The 23,563-nt window shown below is 57.0% G+C and carries 18 protein-coding genes; 10 read left to right on the top strand and 8 right to left on the bottom strand.

Features of this window, described 5'->3' with window-relative positions:
* The first annotated feature begins 92 nt into the window (after nucleotides 1-92).
* The 3 genes from ACI3K0_RS09440 (at nucleotide 93) to ACI3K0_RS09430 (ending at nucleotide 3,601) form a co-directional block, all read left to right on the top strand.
* Nucleotides 93-1,262: an acyltransferase gene (locus tag ACI3K0_RS09440; protein ID WP_148147945.1), complete on the top strand. Its 1,170-nt coding sequence runs from the start codon at nucleotides 93-95 to the stop codon at nucleotides 1,260-1,262.
* Nucleotides 1,263-1,370: 108 nt separating this feature from the next.
* Nucleotides 1,371-2,516 (top strand): glycosyltransferase family 4 protein, encoded by a 1,146-nt coding sequence (locus ACI3K0_RS09435; RefSeq protein WP_183826985.1) that lies wholly within the window; start codon nucleotides 1,371-1,373, stop codon nucleotides 2,514-2,516.
* A gap of 494 nt (nucleotides 2,517-3,010) precedes the next feature.
* On the top strand, nucleotides 3,011-3,601 hold the full coding sequence (locus ACI3K0_RS09430) for a transglutaminase-like cysteine peptidase (protein ID WP_148147943.1): 591 nt from the start codon (nucleotides 3,011-3,013) through the stop codon (nucleotides 3,599-3,601).
* 135 nt (nucleotides 3,602-3,736) lie between these two features.
* On the opposite strand, the gene ACI3K0_RS09425 is transcribed toward ACI3K0_RS09430, so the two are convergent.
* The 5 genes from ACI3K0_RS09425 to ACI3K0_RS09405 all read right to left on the bottom strand — a co-directional run bounded on the left by ACI3K0_RS09425 (nucleotide 3,737) and on the right by ACI3K0_RS09405 (nucleotide 10,482).
* Complete coding sequence (locus ACI3K0_RS09425) at nucleotides 3,737-4,354, bottom strand: hypothetical protein (RefSeq protein WP_404945271.1); 618 nt, start codon at nucleotides 4,352-4,354, stop codon at nucleotides 3,737-3,739.
* 65 nt (nucleotides 4,355-4,419) lie between these two features.
* A complete protein-coding gene (locus tag ACI3K0_RS09420) occupies nucleotides 4,420-6,633 on the bottom strand; it encodes a polysaccharide biosynthesis tyrosine autokinase (protein WP_183827487.1) in 2,214 nt (737 codons plus the stop codon).
* A 99-nt stretch (nucleotides 6,634-6,732) separates the two neighbouring features.
* Complete coding sequence (locus tag ACI3K0_RS09415) at nucleotides 6,733-7,386, bottom strand: hypothetical protein (RefSeq protein ID WP_404945270.1); 654 nt, start codon at nucleotides 7,384-7,386, stop codon at nucleotides 6,733-6,735.
* Nucleotides 7,387-7,495: 109 nt separating this feature from the next.
* On the bottom strand, nucleotides 7,496-8,668 hold the full coding sequence (locus ACI3K0_RS09410; RefSeq protein WP_183827490.1) for a polysaccharide biosynthesis/export family protein: 1,173 nt from the start codon (nucleotides 8,666-8,668) through the stop codon (nucleotides 7,496-7,498).
* Between the two features lie 383 nt (nucleotides 8,669-9,051).
* The gene (locus tag ACI3K0_RS09405; RefSeq protein ID WP_404945269.1) at nucleotides 9,052-10,482 is read right to left on the bottom strand and encodes an O-antigen ligase family protein; all 1,431 of its coding nucleotides are present in this window, start codon (nucleotides 10,480-10,482) and stop codon (nucleotides 9,052-9,054) included.
* A gap of 1,069 nt (nucleotides 10,483-11,551) precedes the next feature.
* Between ACI3K0_RS09405 and ACI3K0_RS09400 the strand changes: the two genes are divergently transcribed.
* The 5 genes from ACI3K0_RS09400 (at nucleotide 11,552) to ACI3K0_RS09380 (ending at nucleotide 17,013) form a co-directional block, all read left to right on the top strand.
* On the top strand, nucleotides 11,552-12,187 hold the full coding sequence (locus tag ACI3K0_RS09400) for a sugar transferase (RefSeq protein ID WP_246436328.1): 636 nt from the start codon (nucleotides 11,552-11,554) through the stop codon (nucleotides 12,185-12,187).
* A gap of 212 nt (nucleotides 12,188-12,399) precedes the next feature.
* Nucleotides 12,400-13,824: a phosphomannomutase gene (locus ACI3K0_RS09395; RefSeq protein ID WP_183826997.1), complete on the top strand. Its 1,425-nt coding sequence runs from the start codon at nucleotides 12,400-12,402 to the stop codon at nucleotides 13,822-13,824.
* Between the two features lie 46 nt (nucleotides 13,825-13,870).
* The gene (locus ACI3K0_RS09390; protein WP_404945268.1) at nucleotides 13,871-15,298 is read left to right on the top strand and encodes a mannose-1-phosphate guanylyltransferase/mannose-6-phosphate isomerase; all 1,428 of its coding nucleotides are present in this window, start codon (nucleotides 13,871-13,873) and stop codon (nucleotides 15,296-15,298) included.
* Between the two features lie 115 nt (nucleotides 15,299-15,413).
* Nucleotides 15,414-16,721 carry a UDP-glucose/GDP-mannose dehydrogenase family protein gene (locus tag ACI3K0_RS09385; protein ID WP_183827003.1) on the top strand — a complete coding sequence of 436 codons (1,308 nt, stop codon included), beginning with the start codon at nucleotides 15,414-15,416 and terminating at the stop codon, nucleotides 16,719-16,721.
* A gap of 145 nt (nucleotides 16,722-16,866) precedes the next feature.
* On the top strand, nucleotides 16,867-17,013 hold the full coding sequence (locus ACI3K0_RS09380; protein WP_183827006.1) for a hypothetical protein: 147 nt from the start codon (nucleotides 16,867-16,869) through the stop codon (nucleotides 17,011-17,013).
* A 107-nt stretch (nucleotides 17,014-17,120) separates the two neighbouring features.
* On the opposite strand, the gene katG is transcribed toward ACI3K0_RS09380, so the two are convergent.
* On the bottom strand, nucleotides 17,121-19,310 hold the full coding sequence (katG, locus tag ACI3K0_RS09375) for a catalase/peroxidase HPI (protein WP_183827009.1): 2,190 nt from the start codon (nucleotides 19,308-19,310) through the stop codon (nucleotides 17,121-17,123).
* A gap of 407 nt (nucleotides 19,311-19,717) precedes the next feature.
* On the opposite strand from katG, the gene ACI3K0_RS09370 reads away from it, so the two are divergent.
* Nucleotides 19,718-20,479, top strand: a complete 762-nt coding sequence (locus ACI3K0_RS09370; protein WP_404945267.1) for a DUF6030 family protein — start codon at nucleotides 19,718-19,720, stop codon at nucleotides 20,477-20,479.
* 100 nt (nucleotides 20,480-20,579) lie between these two features.
* A complete protein-coding gene (locus tag ACI3K0_RS09365; protein ID WP_183827015.1) occupies nucleotides 20,580-21,365 on the top strand; it encodes a metallophosphoesterase family protein in 786 nt (261 codons plus the stop codon).
* An 18-nt stretch (nucleotides 21,366-21,383) separates the two neighbouring features.
* On the opposite strand, the gene ACI3K0_RS09360 is transcribed toward ACI3K0_RS09365, so the two are convergent.
* Complete coding sequence (locus tag ACI3K0_RS09360) at nucleotides 21,384-22,169, bottom strand: SDR family NAD(P)-dependent oxidoreductase (RefSeq protein WP_183827018.1); 786 nt, start codon at nucleotides 22,167-22,169, stop codon at nucleotides 21,384-21,386.
* Nucleotides 22,170-22,185: 16 nt separating this feature from the next.
* Entirely contained in the window at nucleotides 22,186-23,541 is a 1,356-nt protein-coding gene (locus ACI3K0_RS09355) for an aminotransferase class I/II-fold pyridoxal phosphate-dependent enzyme (protein WP_183827496.1), read from the bottom strand.
* Between the last annotated feature and the right edge of the window lie 22 nt (nucleotides 23,542-23,563).

Genomic DNA, 23,563 nt, shown 5'->3' with positions numbered 1-23,563 from the left:
GAGCCTGAAGACTGAAGAGGGTGCCTCATCCTTTCCGTGTTATTGGGACCATCGAAATATATTCACGATTTTAATCTCGGGGCACGCCAAATATGACTGGCAGACTGCATCTTTCACCTGCGGAATGGCCAGCACGCTCCGGAAATGTCCCCTCTCTCGACGGCGTACGTGGATGCAGCATATTGCTGGTCCTGATTGGCCACATGCTGCTTCCTTCAAGCCTTGTCGGAATAAGCGCGATCGGTCTGAAGGTCTTCTTTGTGCTCAGCGGCTTTTTGATCACAAGACTGCTGCTGGCCGAGAACAAGAATTCGGGCGGTATCAGCCTCAAAAACTTCTACATCCGCCGAGTGCTGCGCCTCTATCCCGTCCTCATCGTCTATGTCTGCGTCACCGCGACCACCATGATGCTTCGCGGACAGCCTGTCGTTCCAGTCGAAGTCGCATCGGTCTTTTTCTACTTCGTGAACTATCTGATTATCCACTACGATCATATGGGTTACCCGCTGACGCTGCCCGTCGGAATACTCTGGTCGCTATCGGTGGAAGAGCACTTCTATCTTTTTGCTCCGCTCGCACTGGTTCTGATGCGGGGTGAGGCCAGGAAAATGCTGATGCTGGCTTTGGCGATCTGCGTGATCGCGCTCTGCTTGCGGCTCATCTATGCCTATAACGAGCCGGGCATCGTCAATACGCTCGAACTATACCAGCGCTCAGAAACAAGGTTCGATTCCATCGCCTTCGGCGCGATCCTTGCCTGCCTGCCGGAGTTTGACTGGGGCCGCCGCCTGATCACGTTCATGACCAGAAGGTCCGTGTTCTTCGTCTCGGTGGCCATCATGCTGGCAACCTTTGCCCTTCGCGACAGCTATTTCCAGAATACGTGGCGGTTTACCTTCCAAGGCCTTGCGCTCATGCCGATCCTGGCATCGGTTATCTTCGCCAAGCCGGTTCCGCTTTTCAACCGCGTCCTCAATCTTCCGGTTATGATCTGGGTCGGGGCTTTGAGCTATTCGCTTTATGTGTGGCATGGAGCCGTCGTTTTCTTCTTTTCGGCCTGGCTCGAATTGCTACCCCACGCAATCATTTCTTGGGTTGAATTCGCGATCGCCTTCGTTTTTGCCATCCTGTCCTATTATCTGCTCGAGAAGCCCATCATGGGGCTTCGCAAGCGGTTCGGACATCGGATCGCTCCGGTGGAGGCCACACCGTCACGCCTCCAGACTTCCGTGCAGACGAGTTCTGCCGCGAGCCCAAGCTGATCAGGCGCCGCACGGGTTTCTCCTTCCCACCCTGCCCTAATTTCAAGACATTGAAGATCGCAGCGATATAAACCCAAGTCGAATTGAACCCTATTGCCGAGGACCTGCATGCCTGAGATTTGCCTGATGACCAAGGCCTGGAGATCAGGTGCCGCATGGGTTGCCCAGATGCTGGCTCAAGCGATTGCCGAGCAAGGTGCAACCATCGCCTTCGTCGCGCCACTTGCAGATCCCGCTGAACGTGATCCCAGACACCCTAATCTTACCCGCATCGCCCAGCCACGCGAACTAGTGGGAGATCACCCGAAGATCAAGAGGATCGTCGCGTCCCTCTCCCGCATCGGGCTCAGCGTCTTTTCCGTCCTGAAGCTCAGGTTCACCACACGCAATTTCATCTTCACAATTCCTGAGCCGCTGCTCTTCACGCTGCCGATGCTTGCAATCCTGCGCCTGACGGGCGCGAAAGTGATCTTCATTGTGCACGATGCGCAACCACACGCCTGGGCACTTCCCAAAGCACTTCGCGGGATCGAACGCGGCGCCCATGCGCTATCATATCGTCTGTCGACGATGCTGGTTACTCTGACGCCGGCGGCAAGAGACGCGCTAATCCAAGATTTCGGCATTCGCGACAGCAAAATTCACGTGATCCCGCACGGTCCATTTACCGTCGGCAAGGCAACACCGCTTCCCGGCTCCGGCAGGTTGCTCATCTTCGGTTCGCTGAGGCGGAACAAAAGCGTGCTTGAGGTCATTCGGGGGGTCGCTCTGGCGCGTCGTGCCGGATCGGATGTAACCCTTGTGCTTGCAGGCGAGCCGCTTAAACAGGAGCCTGGCTACTGGGACGAATGCCTTGCGGCCATCGCCGAAGACCCTGCTGGCTTCGATGTCCGAGAAGGTTTCCTGCCGGATGAAGCGCTTCCCAATCTCATCGCGACAGTCGACTGCTTCATGCTCGCCTATCAGAATTTCAACTCCCAGAGCGGCGTCGGAGTTCTGGCCGCACTTGCGGCAAGACCAGTGATCGGCACGAGATCAGGCGGTCTCGATGAGCTTTTCGAGCGAGGGCTCGCCGGCCAGCTGATACAGGATGCGGTGACACCCGAAAGCATTGCCGCGGCTATCATCGAGTTCCGCCGCGAAGACCTCAGCGCATGGCGACGGAAAGCCGAAGATGGCGCCATCAAGGTCGCTGACACGCTTCGCTGGGATACTATCGCCGACGATTACATAGCACTCTGCCGCAAATCCTGAACGGGTTTGCCCAACGAGATGCCTGTCTCTGGCATACCATATACCGGGCAGGAACAGGTCGTTGTTTACCATCAATATATTGCAAGCGCGGAACAAACGCGCATCCATTGATTGTGACCGTCAATTACATTATGACTTACTAATAAAAATACGGGAGGCATCAATGGCGGTGTTTCACCTCGAAAGAGCATCCGCTAACGGCAATAAAAAGAAAGCAGGATCGAATTTGCACGGGTGGCCACAGCGGCTTAGTGCGGCGATCATGGTTCCCCTTGTCATTGGGCTTATTATATTGAAGCCGACATGGTTTGAGCCAGACGAGTAGCATCTCGCAAATTCGGCTCCACGTATTGGCCCGGTCCGAATTGATACCATTAGCAACCGTTCGCTAAAATTCGAGCATTGCACTTAAACAGACAGAAAATCGCAGGTGGTACACCCTTGAGAAGGCGGGATCAGATAACGATCCCAGGTACTTTTCGTCGGAGAGCATCATGCTTGCCAAGACTGTTCTGGCTGCTTTGCTGATATCATCGGCCCTCGGTGTGGGTAGCGCTTTCGCCGGCCCTGCCGCGGGACTTGCGCGCCCTTTGCGCAGCGCGCCTCCCAGCCAGTTTATCACTGCGACAAAGTTTACCCTGGCACCCTTCGCTTTTGTGCGCTTCTGCAAGGACAATAGTGGAAGCTGCGATGCAGGCCGCGGCGATGCGGAAGTCACATTGACCCCTGCGTTACGGGCCGAACTGCTGCGCATCAACTCCACGGTGAACAGAACGATCATCGCGCAGAATGACGATGACGGCGACGACGTGTGGGCACAGGACGTCACGGCGGGCGACTGCGAAGACTTTGCGCTGACAAAACGTCATCAGCTGATCAAGGCCGGATGGCCGACCAGAAGCCTTCGTATCGCAGTTGCGAAAACCCGTGCCGGAGAAGGCCATGCCGTACTTGTCGTTCGCACATCAGAGGGGGATCTGGTGCTCGACAACCGGAGCTCGGCGGTCAGGGCCTGGAACCAGACGGATCTGAAATGGATCAAGATCCAGTCCGGTGACAATCCTCGCCTGTGGTACGACATCTGACGCCTTCAACGTCCATTCGGATTCGCTCGCAAGGTCTTGGCGGGCTGTTTTCACGCCTGCACTCATCTCGTAACGGATTGCAAGTTTCGGGCAGGCCCTTCAGTTTTTGACCCAGTCGCGCCTGCTGAGCAGGCTTCAGACCGGCTTCCTCGGAATAACACACTGGGGCTGCACGTCGTTGATGACGCGCTGAACCGCCTGTGAAGGCGGAGCCAGAAAACGACGCATATCGTTGCCACTGGCAGAACATATCGCCCGGACATCATTGGCAATAATTTCGCCGACGAGTTGCAGGCTTGCCTCCGTGAGATGTCCATAAAAAGCGTAACGCGCAGCCAGAACCTGTGGCTCCGCCGGTGCGTATAGCTGGGAATTGTTCAGAAACTGAAGCATTTCGCCCGGCTGTTCGCCGGTCGCCTGATGCAATCTGGCCAACTTAAGCCAGAAGTCCCCATTCGTAGGTAAACAACCCAGTGCGTGGCGACCAAAGGCTTCGGCGCGCTCCATGGCCATCACCCAGCTATCATAACCGGTATCCTGGTTTTCAGTATCAAGCTCCGCCAGCAAAATGGTGTAACCGCTTTTGACGAATATCCCCTGACAGATGCCGGCTTCCCTTACACCCTCCGCAACAGGAACCAGCTCCCTGACCGCCTGTGTTGCCGTTGGCGTGCCGCTTTCAAGGCGGTGAGCCATCGGCAAAAGCGCACCGAAGCGGACAAAACGCGAGATCTGTGTCGCGGAAAGCCACAAGACAAAGATCGACAGCGCGAGGAGGATGCCGACAAGCGCAGGGCTTCTTCCACGATGCATGTGGTTTAATTAGACTCGTGATAATAGCGGGAGTAGCGGGAGTAGTAGTAATCGTTGGAGCCATAGTCGTGGTACAGCTTCAATCGATCCTGATCGACTTTGTTGAGGATCACACCGATGCATTTGTCCCGTACCTGCGGATTTGCATTTAGGACTTCGATCGCAACCCGGCGCGCCGTCGCGCCCCATTCCGCCACGAAGATGAAGCCATCGATGCGATCTGCAATTGCGCGCGCATCCACGACAGGGCCGAGCGGCGGCAAATCGACAACAATATAATCGTACTGTTCGCTCACCTTCTTCAGCAGCCCTCGCATGCCTGACGAAGCCAGCAGTTCGGAAGAGTGCGGCGTTCTCTGGCGCACTACGGCCGGCAATACCGACAGGCCGGTTGCATCGTCGCTCAAGAGCAGGCGATCGAGGTCCTGACCGTCCAGCAGCGCTTCCAGCAAGCCTGCTTCGGCATGCCGTGCAATGGCTCGCGTAGTACCCGGATTGCGAAGGTCAGCATCGATCAGAAGCGTTTTGCTGCCCTGGCGAGCAAGAAGTTCGGCGAAGTTGATCGAGATCGCAGACTTTCCTTCGGCCGGCAGTGACGACACGATGCCGATCACCTTGCAGGGCTTATCCGAAAAACGAAGATCAGCGGCAATCTTTGCGCTTCTGAGAGTTTCGGCAAACGGTGACAACGGGTGCTCAACCACATAAGTCACGAGCGGGCTTGTTTTCTGAATGAGCCCCGGCTTTTGCTGGACGCCGCTCTTGGCAGGGTTTGCTGCATTCGGAACAAGCGGCGTCATACCTAGGAATTCAAGGCCCAGGTAATCCTGGACCTGTTTTCCGGTACGGAAAAACCGGTCCCGATATTCCCTCCAGCCTCCGACGCCCGCACCTGCAGCGGCCCCCAGAAGGAAGAAAAGTGCAAGAGTGAGAGGCTTCTTCGGATGGCTGGGGCCTGGCGGCGGCACTGCATTGGTAATAATGCGCGCTTCGGTAACAGGGAAAGACTGTTGCTGGATTGCTTCCTGATACCGCTGAAGGAAAGTCTGATACAGATTCTTGTAGGTCTCTGCCTCGCGCTCGAGTTCACGCAGCTGAACCTGGGTCAGGTTGGCGGTCGCGCTCACGCCCGTGGCCTGGCTGACTGATTGCGTCAGGCTTTTCTCGCGCGCAACGGCAACGTCGAGATCGCTCTTGTAGCTCTCGGCGATACGATTGAGTTCAGCGAACATCTGCCGCTGATATTCGGCCATTTCGCTACGCAGGCGAGCAGCCTGAATGTGGTTCGAACCCAGCCGGTCGGAAATTTCCGTCTCACGCTTGGATGCAGCAAGATATTTCTGCCGCAGTTCATTGGCGACGGGATTGTCGAGCAGGTCGGTCACCATTGCATCGGACTGGCCCGATGCAATGATACTCTCGATGCGCTCAAGGCGTGCCTGCGCCTTGGACGTATCGGACTGAGCGACGATCAATGCGCTGTTCAATTCCGACAACTGCTGATCGGACATCAGCACGCTGCCAGCAGCAACGAGTCCATGCTCGCCACGGAATTTCTGAACCGCGAGATCGGAGTCCAGTGCCTTCTGGCGCAGTTCCGCAATGCGATCCTGCAACCAATCACTTGCACGACGCGTCGCATCATATTTCGAATTCAGCTTGTCTACGAGATAAGAGTCACCGATCGCGTTCGCGACGCGCGCTGCCATATCCGCAGATGGAGACCTGTAGCTTACTTCCAGAACGTAGGTGCGATCCACCCTCATCACACTCATATTGGCAAGGACCGCATCAGCGGCCGCACGGCGCTTTTCCTCGCTTGTCGGGATTTCAGCCGGTTTGGACCCAAGCCAACCGGTCACCGTTACCAGCGACCGCACTGTTCCCATGATCGTCTGTATCAACGAGGGTCTTGCGGTCATGAATGTCGGATCATTCGACAGATCGAGCTTGTCCACCACGGTCAGAGCCACGGTATCCGACATCAGCAACTCAACTTGGCTGAGGACAGTCGGCTCGTCATCGGTAACACCGCCGATGGTGGAAAGCTGCTGGACGACCTCGCTGTTACCACGGTCGATCAGAATCTTCGTGCTAGCAGTGTAAAGCGGCACGGCGGTGATGATGTTCACGACGCCGAGAGCGAGCGCCACAGCAATGCAGACGGCAACAACCAACCATTGCCGGCGGACTATTGCGAAAATCGCCTCGAAGTCTATGCCACGGGGCGAATTATCGTCATCCGTGTCGTCAACCCGCCAGTTTCTCTGAAAGTCCCGGTTATGGAGCTGCAATTGACGACCTCGATGTGGGATAGCTTAGCAGTTCGGAGTGGAGCAGCTTATCTCGCCGTTATAAGTAACGTTTCGCAGACTGAACGTCTGCACGGTCGTCGGCGTTGAAGTCGAGCCGTCACCGGAACTGCCGGCAGCACCGTCGGAGGCCCCTCCTCCGCCGATCGCAGATGCGCCGCCGGCCGCCGCAGCACCGCCACCAGCGCCTCCGCCGAGCGCCGCGGTCTGTGTTTCATTCAGACCTGAAGTAAATGCAGTCTCAAGCCCGGCCACTTCCACATCGGCAATTGCGGCCTGGATCTGGGCAACATATTCAGGATCGGCCGCAACGCATGAACGAGCCACGCGCGCGAGACCGGCGCCGATCGCGGCGGCCTGGGATGGGCTGGCCTGCTTGGCAAGAGCCAGAAGCGGCGCGAGCGCATCGGCGCTGGAACCGGCAAGAGAGCGCACCTGGCTGGAAAGGGTGAGGCCACCTGATGGAAACTGGGTCAGCAATGCATCAGGAGCATCGAGAAAGGCCTGAATATCGGCGTTCGGCAGCTTGGCCGGCTCAACGAAACAACCTGCAGCCGGAGCGCTTGTCTGAGCGCTGGCGCCCGCGACTCCAAATACTACCGAGATAATCGCACCTGCAGCGGCGACTTTAGTGATGTTATTGATATAACGAGCACGCATTATACTTCTCCACCTTAGGCACTTCGACTGCAGCTTTTGCACGGATACATGCCACGATCAAGTTAAAGGTTAAGCCAAAGTTAATAACGATAGAAACCCAATATTTACGTCAGTTTAGGTCCCGAATAGCATCACGCGTGGATACTGCGTCGGACGTTACGCCGGAAGCAGTCGACGTGACAGAATTCAGGATTTCCAGGAACTTCAGGACTTCCACGGAGTCGGAGTTCGATACGTAGATGACGTCCTTGTCCTGCATCGGGAACTTCTGTACCGCGAAGAACGCAGCGGGATCACGAAGATTGGCGCGGAAGATGACAGGAACGGTGTCCCCCGCAAACTTCGCCGTATCTACACCGAGCTTGGACAGGAAGCTCTTTTCCACAGTGCGATAGAGCATCAACTGAGCCGGGTTAGCCCGTGCATCAAGAAGCCCGCCGGCCTTGCCGAGGGCTTCACCCAAAGTCAGATTCGACTCCTCGAAATCGAAGCGACCATTCAGGCCGGATGCACCGAAGGCCAGATAGGTACGACGCTCGCGATCAACGAGGATCGTGTCGCCGGGAGCAACATAGATATTTTCAGACGGCGTCGCCACGAGATGATCGTACTGTACGGTCGCAGATTTACCACGCCGCTGCAGCGTCACATATGTTTCGACGCCCGGCGCGCTCAAGCCACCGGCTTCCGAAAGGACGTCGAGAATGCGTTCGCCAGCTTCCGTAAGCTCGATCTTCGACGGAGTGCGAACGTCGCCGAGAACGGCAACCTGTGCCGAACGGCTTTCAACCTTCGTTATGACTACCTGTGGCTCGATCGCGCGGTTAGCGAGAACGTCTTCAATGTCACGCTGGACATCTTCAACAGCACGACCAGAAGCACGAACACGGCCAGCATAAGGAACGCTCAACGTGCCATCGCGGTCGATCGTCTGCTGCGGAAGCGTTACATAATTGCCGGGACGGCTGCCTGCGTCGTTGGGGATGAACAAACCGCCAGATTGCGATTCAAAAATGGAAACCTGAACGATGTCACCAACACCGAGAGGCAGGCTCGGAGCGCCACCACGCCCACCACCGAAGCCACCAACGAGCGAGGTGGTGGTTGCCGACTGGACAAAATTCAGGACGGTCTTGTTGAGATCGACCAAAGCATAGTCGATGCCAACAGCCTGCGGTTTTTTCGCAGAGGTTACCCTCGCCGTCGCCTGCGCCTCGACATCTTTCACTGCCGGGCCGGAGCTCGGCAAGGATGTGCAACTCGTCAATGCCGTCGTCGACATGATGAAGAAAGTAGCGGCGGCTTTGATTTTCACTTTTTATCCCCTGGAACCCGTCGCCAATATGCATGAACCAGCAGCTCTGGCCAGACCGGTTGCCCGACCAAATTGAAACAAGTAGTTCTTGCCGACGAGCTGTTGCGCCCTCGCAACATATTACAAATACACGAATAACGAATGGTTACACTTAAGTTAATCCCGCACAACAACTGGGCGATGAAATGTTCAAAAGCTTAGTTAACAGGCATCACCTTCATTCCTGATCGCAGCAGCAACCGATTTTCTGCCAGTAACTCAGCGGGAAAAACACAGCGAAATAACAGTCCTCAATTTTCGACAAAAAAAACAAGGATTGACATTTCCACCCTTCACAACCATCGCGGACATCATGCCGATGATGATTTTCCTGGCGGGTTCAGGCTGATTGTTACGAGTGGCGCCAGCAGGACCGCGACAATGACAGCCATTCCCGAGATCTGCAGTGAAAAGTCGAAGGCTGAATGGATGGCGACAAGTAAAAGAGCAGAAAGGCCGATCTCTGGCCCAAAGCGCAGCCCACGCCGCTGCCGCAAGCCGATCCAGAAAAAGCGGAGCAACATCAGAAATGCCACCATCGCCATCATCACAAACATCAGGCCGAATGTAAAAATTCCCTCCAGATAGAAGTTATGCGCCCGGCTCCAGATACCATAGAGGCCACAAGCCGGATCGCGGTAACCGGGAAAAACATCCTCAAAGCTTGCAAGGCCCGCCCCCCAGGGAAATTGGTTGGCGACTGCAGACAAGATGCCCGGCATGACGCAGTAACGGCTATCGCCAACCCCTTGCGTCTCGGCCCGCAACAATGTTCTGCCGCCGAAAATCTGAAGTACGAACAACAAGATCAGCAAGATGGCGACCAATTGGAGGCTGCGCTTCAGCCACGGCGCGATGCGCGGTGCGGAAAACGGCCGTCCTACTCTTTGTCTTTTAGACCGGCGGAACAGCCGGAGTACAAGGAGGCAGGTTATTGCAACGAGGCAGGAAAGAAGACCAGCGCGAGATTTAGTCAACATGAGCGCAATCAGCGAGGTCGAAAACCACAGCCCATAACCAAGCGCTCGCCACTTGCTGTCGCGGTACCACCAGCGCCGCAAATCGGCAAAACCGATCCCCGGATCACCTAGCGCGTGAAGAAGCAAGGCGAGGTTCAGCAGGAGGATCAGACCAAAGTAGGTGGCGGCGGTATTTCGATTGACGAAAAAGCCGGTGAGGCTATCCAGATAGGCAATCTTGGGCCAGAAAAGCAAGGCACCCGGCGCAATCTCGAATTGGAGGATAGACAGGACAGAAACGATCCCACCCGATACCGCAAGGGCTTTGACAGCTCCGACTGCACGATCATCAGTGTCGAACAACAGTAAGGCGAGCACAAATATCCCGAGCGGCAGAGCGATCCGCAAGGCAGATGGCCAGTCGTCTCCCGGCGTAAGCGATATGCTGGCGCTGACGGAGGGCGAAATGCCGGCAACATCCTGCCACGCAGGCTGTGCGAACAGAACTGAAGGCAGGGGCGTCACCTGTAGCGCAACCCACGCAAAAGCCATGATGATGAGAACCAGAGCCGAAACCAAGGCAACCCTGGTTCGCTCCGATATGCCGTTTATGATCGACACAACGGCGATCATCGAGAAGACTGGCACGACCATTAGCGCGACCGTCTGGATCTCGACGGCACCGTAATTCAGGAGCCCGATCACGATCGGCCCCCAGAATAGCAAGACCAGCATGTAGCGCAGCCCCTTGATGCCGGTTCGTTCCAGCGAAAGTTCCGACATCATCCCCTTCAGGCCCCTTCGCCCTGTGCCCGGTCGCTTTCGCAATAGACATCAAGACAGCTCATAAGCTCCCGCACCCGCCAGCAGTGTCGAAATCAGCATCCATACTGTCGGCCACGGCTACAGACGTGAGCTTGTATCGAATACGTCGATGTAACGAAAGCATAGACGACAGTAGAGCAAAGCATTTTTTATACACTTAAAAAACCCGTGCGCATCACCATGCAAGCCGAAAGCAGCTGCAACGAGCCATCTTGGTGATGGTGATAAAAGCACCACGCAGTCCTTTGCGATCCTCCTGTAAGAAATTCGGCCGGCCGAGTGAGACTGCCCGATCTGCTCAGCCTCAAGAACTCGCCGACGAAACATGCCGACCTGTCGCCGAACTCGCCCTCCCGCCCGAGCTGCCAGTCGAAAGGGTCGATCAGGAACGCTCATCCACAGGCAGGTAGTATTGTTTCAATGCACATTCCCGAAACGGCGCGTCTGGCGCCAGCCGCAATTAAAGGAACATCAACCATATAATTTGACAGCGTTTTAACCATCGCCAAAGCCGAGGCATGATCAGAATCATGACAAGGCGTTTTAAAAACTATCTCCTGGTTTTCAGTATCTCGCTGGCGATGTGGGCACTCGTCATCGGGTTCATATTTTACATGTGGTAACGAGACACCTTCCGGACAATAACGCCAAAGTTGCACCATTTCCCGCCCAGCGTTATTGCAAATTCACACAACAACTCCCGAAAACAAAGGCGTACGGACGGCATAGGCGCACGCAAACCGCGCATCCAGGAGAGAGATGGATGCGCCCTGACCCACTATAAACAGGCACGGATCAACCGATATTACTTGGGATTGTTCACTTAAGTGCAGCCCACACGCGTGCATATACATCGCAACGGGCATCGTATTTAACCTTTTTTTAATTTCTTCGCTGACAGCGCGATAGTTGTGCGCTATTAGATCAATATAAAGTTGATCCATAATATACTTTTGCGGTGAATCCGGTGAATATCCTACAGTTGGACGGACCCGAAACATTATCTCCCAATAGCGCGGCATCGCAATTGGGGTTGAACCAGCTACGGACCAGGATTTACTGGCATTTCGTGGCCAAAAGGCTCATCGACATCATAGTTTCGGCCAATGCTCTGGTAATTCTGGCACCTGTGCTGCTGACTGTCTGCCTACTCATCAAGATTGAGAGCAAAGGTCCGGTTTCCTTCAGGCAGAACCGATGGGGCAAAGATTGCAAGCTTATCAGAATCTATAAATTCCGCTCCATGTATATCGAACAATGCGACCACTCAGGAGTTGCGCAGACCGTTCGGGATGATCCACGCATCACCAGAGTGGGGCGGGTCATCCGGCGCCTGAATATCGACGAACTGCCACAATTGCTGAACGTGCTGAAGGGGGACATGTCGCTTGTCGGCCCTCGCTGCCACGCTGTCGGGATGCTTGCGGCCGGCATACCCTATGAAGAACTCGTGCCGGACTATCACGATCGGCACACAATGCGCCCCGGCATGACCGGCCTTGCCCAGATGCGCGGCCTCAGAGGACCGACCGATCGTGCCTCCAAGGCAAGGGCGCGCATTGCCTGCGACCTCCACTATGTCCAGAATTTCTCTCTGTGGATGGATATCTCAATCATGGCGGGAACGGTCTACTCCGAAATCAAAGGCGGCAACGGGTTTTGAGCATGGCCTGGCGCGCAACTGTGCTAAGCCATAATCGCCCCATGCGCATTATCATCCGCTTTGCGAAGCAAGTTTCAGGCTGAATCGGCTGACGGTGGGTATTCTGCTGATAACCGTCGCAGAGTTCAGGCGTTAAATATATTTTCTGAAAGTCGGGCAAAATCTTAGCGTATCGTCTAAGTATACGAAGCTTACAATATGATGGATTGGCAATGAAATTCGGCACGAGCGGACTGAGAGGCCTGGTTACCGATCTCGAAGGTCGTGCATCAGCACTTTATGCGCAGGCATTCGCGACCCATCTGATCAGAAGCGGGCTTGCGAAGACCGGAGATCATATTCTGGTTGGACGTGACTTCCGCCCTTCCAGCCCGTCCATCGCCGCAACCTGCATAGGTGCGCTGGAGCGCGCGGGACTGGTCCCACTCGATTGCGGAGCGCTGCCGACACCGGCACTTGCCCTTTACGGACTTGAGATCGGCGCTGCTTCGCTGATGATCACCGGTTCCCATATTCCGGCCGATCGTAACGGCATCAAGTTCTATCGCGCCGACGGCGAAATCGACAAACAGGACGAATTGCAGATCTCGGCGATCGCCGCCGAACTGGGTGATGCCGAGATCGATGCAACGCCTGGCACGGCAGCCGACAGAAGCGAAGCTGCGAATGCGCTGTTTGCCAAGCGTGTCTTATCCATCCTGCCGGCCGGCGCGCTCACCGGACTAAAAATCGGCGTCTATCAGCATTCGACCGTCGCACGCGACCTGCTGGTCGAAGCGATCCGGCACTACGGAGCCGAGGTTGTCGAACTCGGGTTTTCGGAGGATTTCATTCCGGTCGATACCGAGGCGGTTTCACCTGAGACGATCGCGTCGCTGCGCCAATGGGTTCGGGAACATGGTCTGGACGCGATCGTTTCAGCCGATGGCGACGGAGACCGCCCTCTCCTGTCCGATGAAACCGGCGAGCCGGTGCGCGGCGACCTGCTCGGACTGATCTCCTCCCTCTTCCTCGGCGCAGACGTTGTCGTGACACCGGTCACGTCCAATTCCGGCATCGAGGCGAACGGCAGCTTCCGCGTGGTTCGCACGCGGGTGGGCTCTCCCTTCGTCATTGCCGGCATGAGCGAGGCACTGGCCGCGGGGCGCGAGAAGGTCATGGGGTTCGAGGCCAATGGCGGCCTGCTGACCGCCTCCACCTTCTCCCTGTCGAGCGGATCAATCCGCCCGCTGCCGACACGCGACAGCTTTCTTCCCATATTGGGGCCTCTCTGGCTTGCCGCGCAAAAGAAACTGCGCCTTTCGCAACTGGCAGAGGATTTCCGGATGCCGGTTGCCATGGCGGACCGGCTGGAAAATTTTCCGATCGAGACGAGTTCCGCACTGATGGAATATCTCAGGCAATCGGACAAAAACCTTGAGACTTTCCTGTCGTCGCTCGGCAAAGTTTCAAAGCAAAGCGATATCGACGGTTTGAGGGTCACCCTTGAGGACGGCCGCATCATCCATCTGCGTCCATCGGGCAATGCACCCGAAATGCGTTGCTATGTCGAGGCGCGGACGGAAGAGGCTGCTGCGGCGCTGCTTGAAGATGGCCTGGCGCTGATCCGGCGCTTTGCGACCGAACGCAAGATTTAAAGACAATTCCGGCACTGAACACAGAACGGCACAAGGCGGGGCAAGCATGACTGACAAGATCATTCCGGTAATCATGGCGGGTGGCAAGGGAACACGTCTTTGGCCGCTTTCGCGTGCGAGCGCGCCAAAACAGTTCATCCAGTTCACCGATGATCTCAGCCTGTTCCAGAAGACGTTGGAGCGCATTTCCGACAGCAGCTACTATGAAGCTCCTGTCGTCATCACCAACGAGGATTTTCGCTTTCTCGTGGCCGAACAGGCCCGGGAACTGGACATAAAGCTCTCCGGCGTGCTGCTGGAGCCGACGGCGCGCAATACGGCACCGGCCGTCGCTGCTGCTGCCGCATTCGTGATGAAGAAATTCGGAGATGACGCCATCATCCAGGTTCTTGCTTCCGATCATGAGATCGTCTCCGGCGAAAGCTATCAGGAAGCGATCGACATCGCATTCAAGACTGCCAAGGCCGGCAAGCTCGTCACCTTCGGCATAATGCCGACCGAGCCGGCAACCGGTTACGGTTATATCGAAGTCGGCAAGGATCTTGGCGACGGCGCCAAGGCTGTAAAACGCTTCGTTGAGAAGCCGGATGCAGACAAGGCCGCCGCCATGCTCTCCGCCGGCGGCTTCCTGTGGAACTCGGGCATCTTTATGTTCGGTGCCGCACAGGTTCTCTCCGAAATGCAGAAATATGCACCGGCTGTGGCCGATGCGGCGGCTGCATCCGTTGCCAAGGCGCAGAACGATCTCGACTTCGTGCGGCTCGATGCCGAGGCCTTTGGGAAGGCGACCGACATTTCCATCGACTATGCGATCATGGAAAAGACGGCCAATGCTGCGGTCGTCCCCTCCTCCTTCTCCTGGTCCGACATGGGAAGCTGGGATGCGGTATGGAAGCTCGGCAAGCAGGATACCGACGGCAATGTCGCGCTCGGCAATGCCACGGTCGTCAACACCCGCAATTCGCTCGTGATGTCGCGCACCAGCCATCTCGCAGTTCAGGGATTGGATGGCGTTGCCGTTATCGCCAGCGAGGACGCCGTTTATGTCGGCAAGCTGGACGAGAGCCAGAGTGTCGGCTCGCTGGTCAAGCTTCTGGGATCGACCAAGGGCACCGCAGCACTGACCCAGACCCATCCGACCTCCTATCGCCCCTGGGGTGGATATACGTCGATCCTCAACGGTGACCGGTTCCAGGTGAAGCGGCTGTTCGTCACACCGGGCAAGAAGCTGTCGTTGCAGAAGCACCATCACCGGTCCGAACACTGGATCTGCGTCAAGGGTACGGCGGAAGTCACTGTCGGCGACGAGATCAAGATCGTGCGCGAAAACGAGTCGGTTTACATTCCGCAGGGTGAAGTCCACCGCCTCGCCAATCCCGGCAAGATCATGCTCGAAATGATCGAGGTGCAGACCGGTTCCTATCTGGGGGAAGACGACATCATCCGCATTGTCGATGAGTTCGGACGCGGGTAATAGCTGCCCTAACAAGAAGCGTAGCCGGTATTTGTGTTGCCGGACGCGATGTCATCGATCTGTCGGCGAAAAGTCTTACCGATCGATTGGCATAATTTGATAGGAAGGCAGCTTTATGCGCATCGTCATGGTTGGCTCGGGTTATGTCGGGCTTGTTTCTGGAGCTTGCTTTGCCGATTTCGGTCACAAGGTGATCTGCGTCGACAAGGCAGAAGAGAAGATCGAGGCGCTTAGGCAAGGCATCATCCCGATTTTCGAGCCGGGCCTCGATGCGCTGGTCGAAACCAACGTCAAGGCAGGTCGCCTCTCCTTCACGACCGAGCTTGCGCCGGCTGTTGCCGAAGCCGATGTCGTGTTCATCGCTGTCGGCACTCCTTCCCGCCGTGGCGACGGCCATGCCGACCTTGGTTATGTCTATGCCGCTTCGAAGGAAATCGCCGAGGCGATGAAGGGTTTTACGGTTGTCGTCACCAAATCGACCGTACCGGTCGGCACCGGCGACGAGGTCGAGCGAATCATTCGCGAAAGCAATCCGGATGCGGATTTTGCCGTGGTCTCGAACCCGGAATTTTTGCGCGAAGGCGCTGCCATCGAGGACTTCAAGCGGCCGGACCGCATTGTCGTCGGGATTTCAGACGAACGTGCCCGCCCTGTCATGAACGAGGTCTATCGGCCGCTTTATCTCAACCAGGCGCCAATTCTTTACACCAGCCGCCGCACGTCCGAACTGATCAAGTATGCAGCCAATGCCTTCCTCGCGATGAAGATCACCTTCATCAACGAGATTGCGGATCTGTGCGAGCGGGTTGGTGCGGATGTACAAGACGTCTCGCGCGGCATTGGTCTCGATGGCCGCATCGGTTCGAAATTCCTGCATGCAGGTCCCGGCTACGGCGGCTCGTGCTTCCCGAAGGACACGCTGGCGCTTGCCAAGACCGCGCAGGATTATGAAAGCCCGGTTCGCCTGATCGAGACGACGATTGCGATCAACGACAACCGCAAACGGGCCATGGGCCGCAAGGTGATTGCAGCCGCAGGCGGCGATGTGCGCGGCAAGAAGGTTGCGATCTTCGGCCTGACCTTCAAGCCGAACACAGACGACATGCGGGACAGTCCGGCGATTGCCATCGTCCAGACGCTGAAGGATGCCGGTGCGATCGTTGCCGGCTACGATCCGGAGGGCATGGACAACGCACGTCAGATGATGGAGATCGACTTTACCGCCAATCCTTACGAGGCGGCGGAAGGTGCGGATGTCGCGGTGCTCGTCACAGAATGGAACGAGTTCAGGGCGCTCGATCTCGACCGGCTGAAGACGATCATGAACACTCCGGTGTTCGTCGACCTGCGCAATGTCTATCGCGCTCATGAGGTCGAACCGCACGGGTTTGCATATCACAGCATAGGTAAGAACAGCGGTTGAAGTAGCCGTAGACAGGCCCCTGTTGCGACCGCCAGCCGCCCGGTTATTAAAACCTGCGGTATTTTCGTTGCCGATTGCTAACCATTCCGGTTCACGTCGCGCAAACTTTCAGGTGGCACATTGGGATCTCATTGAAGAGGTCCCAATGTCGTCTCGCCTTCGCAATATGATCGTGGTGTTTGCCGTATCCATCATGATGTGGGCCGGGTTGCTTCATGGCACGCTGGCGCTTTACGCCGGCTTTTCCGGATCATCGACAGATACGATGACGACGGCCAGCGTCGACAAATAATCCAACAACAGAAACGATGTCTCCACTCAGGGACATCGACTGCAGCCCGGCAGCGGCCAAGAGATAAAAAGTTCCGGGCGAGAAACCCGCCCGGAACCAAGGTCTCATCAGACGAGATCGAAACGATCGGCGTTCATCACCTTCACCCAGGCACTGACGAAGTCCCTGATGAACTTTTCCTTCGCGTCCGACTGGGCATAGACTTCCGCAATTGCCCGAAGCTGCGAGTGCGAACCGAAGATCAGGTCGATGCGGGTGCCGGTCCATTTCAGTTCGTTCGAATGGCGATCGCGTCCTTCGTAGACGCCGGTCTCGCCAGCCTTAGGTGCCCAGACAGTTCCCATGTCCAGGAGATTGACGAAGAAATCGTTCGTCAACGTTTCCGGCGTGTCGGTGAATACACCATGTTCCGGTGCCCCAGCCTTCAGCACACGGAGGCCGGCGAGCAGTACCGTCATCTGCGGGGCCGTCAGCGTCAGCAACTGCGCACGGTCGACCAGGGCTTCTTCAGCCTTGAGGAACTGTAGGCGCCTGGTGTTGACATAGTTGCGGAAGCCATCGACACGCGGCTCCAATGCAGCGAAGGACGCAACATCGGTCTGCTCCTGCGCGGCATCCGCACGACCGGGCGTGACGGGCACGACGATGCTGTGGCCTGCGGCCCTTGCGGCCTTTTCGACGCCGGCGGCACCAGCCAGCACGATCAAGTCAGCCATCGAGATCTTTTTGCCCGCCGTATTGGCGGCATTGAAGCCCTGCTGGATGCCTTCGAGCACGCCAAGCACCTTGGCGAGCTGTGCAGGTTGGTTGGCTTCCCAGTTCCTCTGCGGTTCCAGACGGATACGGGCACCATTTGCACCGCCGCGCTTGTCCGAACCGCGGAAGCTCGAGGCAGAGGCCCAGGCGGTCGAGACCAGTTCCTGGACGGAAAGACCGGTCTCCAGGACCTTTTCCTTCAGGCTGGCGATATCGGCATCATCGACCAGCGGATGCTCGATGGCCGGAATGACATCCTGCCAGATCAGGTCTTCGGCCGGGACTTCCGGGCCGAGATAGCGAACCTTCGGTCCCATGTCGCGATGGGTCAGCTTGAACCAGGCGCGGGCAAAGGCATCGGCGAACTCGGCCGGATTTTCGAGGAAACGACGCGAGATCTTTTCGTAGATCGGGTCGAAACGAAGAGCGAGGTCGGAGGTCAGCATGGTCGGGCGATGCTTCTTTGCACCGTCGAATGCATCTGGCACGGAGGCATCCGCATCCTTGGCCACCCACTGATGGGCACCGGCCGGGCTCTTGGTCAGTTCCCATTCGAAACCAAAAAGGTTTTCGAAGAAATAGTTGCTCCACTGCGTCGGCGTCTGCGACCAGGTGACTTCCAGGCCGCTGCCGATCGCATCGGTACCGACGCCACTGTTGAACTTGCTGGACCAACCGAGGCCCTGTGCTTCCAGTTCGCCGCCTTCCGGATCGATGCCGACAAAGGACGCATCCCCTGCACCGTGGGTCTTGCCGAAGGTGTGGCCGCCGGCGATCAACGCCACTGTTTCCTCGTCATTCATCGCCATGCGGGCGAAGGTATCGCGGATGTCGCGGGCAGAGGCGAGCGGATCCGGATTGCCGTTCGGGCCTTCCGGATTGACGTAGATGAGGCCCATCTGCACGGCACCGAGCGGTTCGGCAAGTTCACGTTCGCCGCTGTAGCGCTCGTCGCCCAGCCAGGTACCTTCAGGTCCCCAATAAAGCTCTTCCGGCTCCCAAACGTCGGCACGGCCACCGGCAAAACCGAAGGTCTTGAAGCCCATCGATTCCAGCGCGACATTGCCGGTGAGGATCATCAGGTCGGCCCAGGAGATCTTGTTGCCGTATTTCTGCTTGATCGGCCATAGCAGGCGACGGGCCTTGTCGAGGTTGACGTTGTCGGGCCAGCTGTTGAGAGGCGCAAAGCGCTGCTGCCCCATGCCGGCGCCACCGCGTCCATCGGTGATGCGATAGGTGCCGGCGCTGTGCCAGGCCATGCGGATGAACAGGCCGCCGTAGTGACCAAAATCGGCCGGCCACCAATCCTGGCTGTCGGTCATCAACGCGTGAAGGTCCTGCTTCAGCGCGTCGAGATCGAGCTTCTTGAACTCCTCGGCATAATCGAAGGACTTGCCCATCGGATCGGCAAGCGACGAGTGGGTGTGAAGGATCTGTACGTTCAGATGGCTGGGCCACCAGTCACGGTTCGAACGTCCACGCGGCGTGCTGCCGTGGGCGACGGGACACTTACCACTGTTTTCGCTAGACTTGGCATCCATGACGATCTCCTTCCGGTCATTGTTATATCTTGGCGAAGGACGGGATCGAGTGAGATCGCCCTCGCGCTCCATTGTGTTGCATGAGGTTAAGCTGGTGCAGATCCTCTCTTCGGCAAATCAAATAAACGGATTTACCGATAGTTTTAAATTGGATTTAAATATAATATCGATAGGAAAAAGATATCGAAATAAAGGATTGCCGATATGCGAGAGGGATGCGTGGCGCACTTTGAACTTACTGAAATTCAATGATATAAGTATGGCGAGGAGATTTTCGTGGCAAACGTCTCAGCCGCGTCGGATCCGAACCCGCAAATTCACCCCGAGCCATGGATCCAATGGCCCCTCGTCCTTACTCCCGGATGGCCGCTTCACCACCTAGACCGGCGAAACGCTGGCCCCTGATCGTGTTGATTCTTGCGGTTATCGGCGGGGTTGCCGCAACCGTGTTGTTTGCCAACGATCAACGAAACCTCAAGACGCTTTCTCTGTTTCTCGGCATTCCCCTTCCGGTACCGGCAACAAGCGTAGCGACGGTATCAACCTCGAGTGAGGTGGCGAGGATTTCGAAACCCATCTCCCGGTGGCCTTGGCCCGGGTTCACCATCGCGCCCGGCCTTATCGAGGCCAACCCTACCCCGGCGGATATGTGCAGCAGACAGGCGGCAGGCGCGCAGGAAATACCGGCTTTTGCCGAATCGGAGCAACGCGGCTGGGAGTGTTCGATGCTGCGGGATGGTCTCGGAGCGAACCGCTCTGCCTCACTTTTCCTGCAGGCCCGTGGCCTTATTCATGAACCAGCAGATAATATCCGCGTGAAGTTCAATCTCGCCAGTGGCGAACTGGATGGCGAGCTTGCGACGCAGGCTCTCGCCTTTTTCCATCTGGCTGCCGCCATGCCGCGCGACCCGGCTCTTTCCGAAACACTGACGAAAATGCTCACGACCCAGGCGGACTTCTACTTCTACGCAGGCTATCAAGGCCTGACGTTTCGACAGGAACTCGGCAACCCTGGTCGATATAATCTGATCGGCACAGACCGGACATCGAAAATCCCGGCGGATCATCCAAGACTTTGGCCGACAAAACAAGAAACGGGCATGCCCAAACAGGCAACGAAGACGGCAAGGGTCCCGCGTCTCTTAACCCTGCCTGCAGTAAACGATTGAAGACAGCCTGATTTGCGAATATCGACAGTATGTTAACCCTCCTTTAGGGGCGGGTTCCCATTGTCTATGGGACTTACCTGTCTGTGATTGGCGGCACTAAATGCGCAAACTTATTGGCTGGATGAAGGGGCGCCCGATGGGCCAGCCTTCTCCGCCTTCCCGACGCCGGATAGATCTGGGTGACGAACCCGCAAGCTATCCGATCTACGCGATCGGCGATGTGCATGGCTGTCTGAAAGAACTCCAGGAAGCCGAAGCCCGCATCGCAGCAGACATAGCCAGAACGGGCCGTCCCGGCCTGATCGTATTGCTTGGTGACTATGTGGACCGTGGACCAAGCTCCTATCAGGTGATCGAACATCTACAGAAACCCAGTGATCTGGGCCTGCGCAGGCTTGCGCTCTGCGGCAATCACGACGACATTTTCAGCAAGTTCATCGAAGAACCCGAGCTTTATACCGACTGGCTCAGCCTTGGCGGCGAACAGACGTTAATCTCCTACGGTATCGATATCCATCACCTTACCGCCAGGAGAAAAGGGCGATTGACCGATCTTAAAGGGGTACTTGCCGAGGCCATTCCGGCAAACCACAGACAGTTCCTGGCCAACCTGCCCATTTGCCTGAAGATCGGCAATATCATTTTCGTCCATGCGGGTCTGCGGCCAAGGGTGGCAATGGAAAAACAGAGTGACGAAGACCTGATGTGGATCCGGGAACCGTTTCTGAGCCAAGGCCCGGGTCAGCCGTTGCTGATCGTTCACGGACACACGCCGCAACCGACGCCGGATATCGGCATGGGCCGCATCGGCATCGACACGGGCGCCTATTACTCAGGCAAACTGACCGTGCTCAAGATAGATGGCAGCCAAAAGGCTTTCGTCTGAGGGTGACGGCGCTTTGTCCTATCTGCCCAATCTCAGCCGATACCAGATCTCGACAAATGGTCTTGCGAGAGGACCAAACAGGGCAAGCGCTGAGATCGACGCCGTGAAATAAACGTGAGCACTGCGTCGGTCGATGCCGGAAACGAGTCTTTCCGCAATCTCTTGCGCTTGTCTCGGCTTGATACGACCCATCAGCAATTCGGCCTCCTTCGGCCGGCTTTCAAGCTCACGGGAAAGCTGAGGCGTGTCGGTATCCGGAGGGAAACAGACGCCGACCGTTATGCCCTTCGGCATTGCTTCCAGTCTGAGGGAATCCGCAAACCCCACCAGGGCTGATTTTGAGCTGCAATAGGCGGCGTAGGCAGGGATGCCGATAAAGGCAGCAGCTGAGGAAACGATCATGATGCGCCCTGCTCCGCGGCTTCTCATGCCCGCATAAACGGCCCTCACGGCGTTGACCACCCCCACAAAGTTGGTCTGCCATTGGCTCTCGAACAGGTCAGGCGCCTGCTCATGGAACCAGCCCGGCTCCACCACGCCGGCCGAGGCGACAAGAATATCGCATGGCCCATTGGCTGCCTCGCAGGCCATGATTGCAGACGACATCTCAGTGCAGACAGCTGCGTCGGCGGCCGCGAAAAAGACCTTTACCCTTCCCCCGGAAGATTTCTCTATCTCGCTACGAGCCGTTTCCAGACGATCGAGGTTGCGGGCGATCAATGAAACGGACGCACCACGCCGGGCGTATACCTTCGCAACTTCAAGTCCGATGCCGCTCGATCCCCCGGTTACGACGACATGCATGGCCGTGCCCCCGAAGTCAGCTGTTGGGCGATTGAAGCAGTGGTGAAAGCTGCATCATCTGCTCCATGTTCAGCGATGCCAGACCGAAATTACGTTCCTGCAAGGCCTTCAGCCGACGCGCAGTTGCTTCAACGGCGTGTCTAATCTGATCGTCAGTGTGGTTGCAGGTAATGAAGAAACGCAGGCGCGCCTGCCCCTCAGGTACGGCCGGATGGATGATCGGCAGTGCGTTGACGCCATCGTCCAGAAGCTCGTTAGACAACTGCACTGCCCTAAGCGAGTCGCCCACGAGAACCGGAACAACCGAAAATCCGACGCTGAGACCTGTGTCGAGGCCAGCCTTCCTGGCTTCTTGCAGAAACAGCGCGCCGTTGCGATGAAGCTCTTCAGTCCGTTCCGGCTCGCTGCGCAGAATGTCGAGACCAGCCTTTGCTGCTGCTGCCAAGACAGGTGCGAGCCCGACGCTGTAGACGAATCCTCCTGCCTCGGCCTTGAGGATATCCGCAAGTGCCTGCGAGCCGGCAATATAGCCGCCGCAGCTGGACGTCGTCTTGGACAGCGTTCCCATCCAGATATCGACTTCCTGCGGATCGACGTCGAAATGCTCGAACGTGCCCCTGCCCGTCTTGCCCAGAACTCCTAGCGCATGAGCCTCGTCCACCATCAGCCAGAAACCGTAACGACTGCGCAATTCCAACAGTCTCGGCAGGTCGGCAATATCGCCGTCCATCGAATAGACGCCCTCGACGATGACGAGGACCCGGCGGAACTCCGACGACAGCGTCTTCAGCACGGTTTCGAGATTATCGACATCGTTGTGACGGAAGAGCCGGCGCGTTGCACCCGACTGCTTGATGCCTGCAAGCGCGCTGTTGTGGATGAACTCGTCATGCACGACGAGATCCTGCGGGCCAACGATGCAGCTGATGGCTGCAACATTGGTCAGATAGCCGCTGACGAAGCAAACTGCCGCCTCGACGCCATAAACCTCGGCCAGGGTTGCCTCAAGTTCTGTGTGGACGGGACGCTCGCCGGCAACGAGGCGGCTGGCGGAAGCGGAAATGCCGTAACGATCGATCGCTTCCTTGGCTCGGCTCGTGACCTTCGGATCCGTATTCGTCCCGAGATAGTCGTAAGAGGCGAAGTTGGCAAAGTTCCTGCCAGCCATGACGGTGGTGGCACCAGCCGCCACGTCGTGGGAGCGATAGAAGGGATTGTCCACCCCGATCACTTCCCCGACCTTCCGTTGGGTCAATACCCGCTGGTATTCGGGAAGCTGATCGAATTTCAGGTTCTGGCGAAGCGGAGCCTGTGGTTGACGGTTCAGGCGCGCTTCGCGATTGCGGCCGGACACTTCACTGGTCTGCCGCATTTTTTCCAGAAAACCAAGCTTC

It is taken from the genome of Rhizobium sp. ZW T2_16 (genome assembly GCF_044987325.1).
GTDB lineage: Bacteria > Pseudomonadota > Alphaproteobacteria > Rhizobiales > Rhizobiaceae > Neorhizobium > Neorhizobium cellulosilyticum.
Note: the sequence above shows the minus strand (reverse complement) of the source record. Positions and strands in the feature narration are given on the sequence as shown.

Bases quoted from the DNA above. Each gene is read 5' to 3' on its own strand.
- ACI3K0_RS09380 (WP_183827006.1), top strand. From the start codon at position 16,867: ATGTCGTCTCGCCTTCGCAATATGATCGTGGTGTTTGCCGTATCCATC.
- ACI3K0_RS09365 (WP_183827015.1), top strand. From the start codon at position 20,580: ATGCGCAAACTTATTGGCTGGATGAAGGGGCGCCCGATGGGCCAGCCT.
- katG (WP_183827009.1), bottom strand. From the start codon at position 19,310: ATGGATGCCAAGTCTAGCGAAAACAGTGGTAAGTGTCCCGTCGCCCAC.
- ACI3K0_RS09395 (WP_183826997.1), top strand. From the start codon at position 12,400: ATGAAATTCGGCACGAGCGGACTGAGAGGCCTGGTTACCGATCTCGAA.
- ACI3K0_RS09355 (WP_183827496.1), bottom strand. From the start codon at position 23,541: ATGCGGCAGACCAGTGAAGTGTCCGGCCGCAATCGCGAAGCGCGCCTG.
- ACI3K0_RS09440 (WP_148147945.1), top strand. From the start codon at position 93: ATGACTGGCAGACTGCATCTTTCACCTGCGGAATGGCCAGCACGCTCC.
- ACI3K0_RS09430 (WP_148147943.1), top strand. From the start codon at position 3,011: ATGCTTGCCAAGACTGTTCTGGCTGCTTTGCTGATATCATCGGCCCTC.
- ACI3K0_RS09390 (WP_404945268.1), top strand. From the start codon at position 13,871: ATGACTGACAAGATCATTCCGGTAATCATGGCGGGTGGCAAGGGAACA.
- ACI3K0_RS09415 (WP_404945270.1), bottom strand. From the start codon at position 7,386: ATGCGTGCTCGTTATATCAATAACATCACTAAAGTCGCCGCTGCAGGT.
- ACI3K0_RS09410 (WP_183827490.1), bottom strand. From the start codon at position 8,668: ATGTCGACGACGGCATTGACGAGTTGCACATCCTTGCCGAGCTCCGGC.
- ACI3K0_RS09385 (WP_183827003.1), top strand. From the start codon at position 15,414: ATGCGCATCGTCATGGTTGGCTCGGGTTATGTCGGGCTTGTTTCTGGA.
- ACI3K0_RS09405 (WP_404945269.1), bottom strand. From the start codon at position 10,482: ATGTCGGAACTTTCGCTGGAACGAACCGGCATCAAGGGGCTGCGCTAC.
- ACI3K0_RS09360 (WP_183827018.1), bottom strand. From the start codon at position 22,169: ATGCATGTCGTCGTAACCGGGGGATCGAGCGGCATCGGACTTGAAGTT.
- ACI3K0_RS09435 (WP_183826985.1), top strand. From the start codon at position 1,371: ATGCCTGAGATTTGCCTGATGACCAAGGCCTGGAGATCAGGTGCCGCA.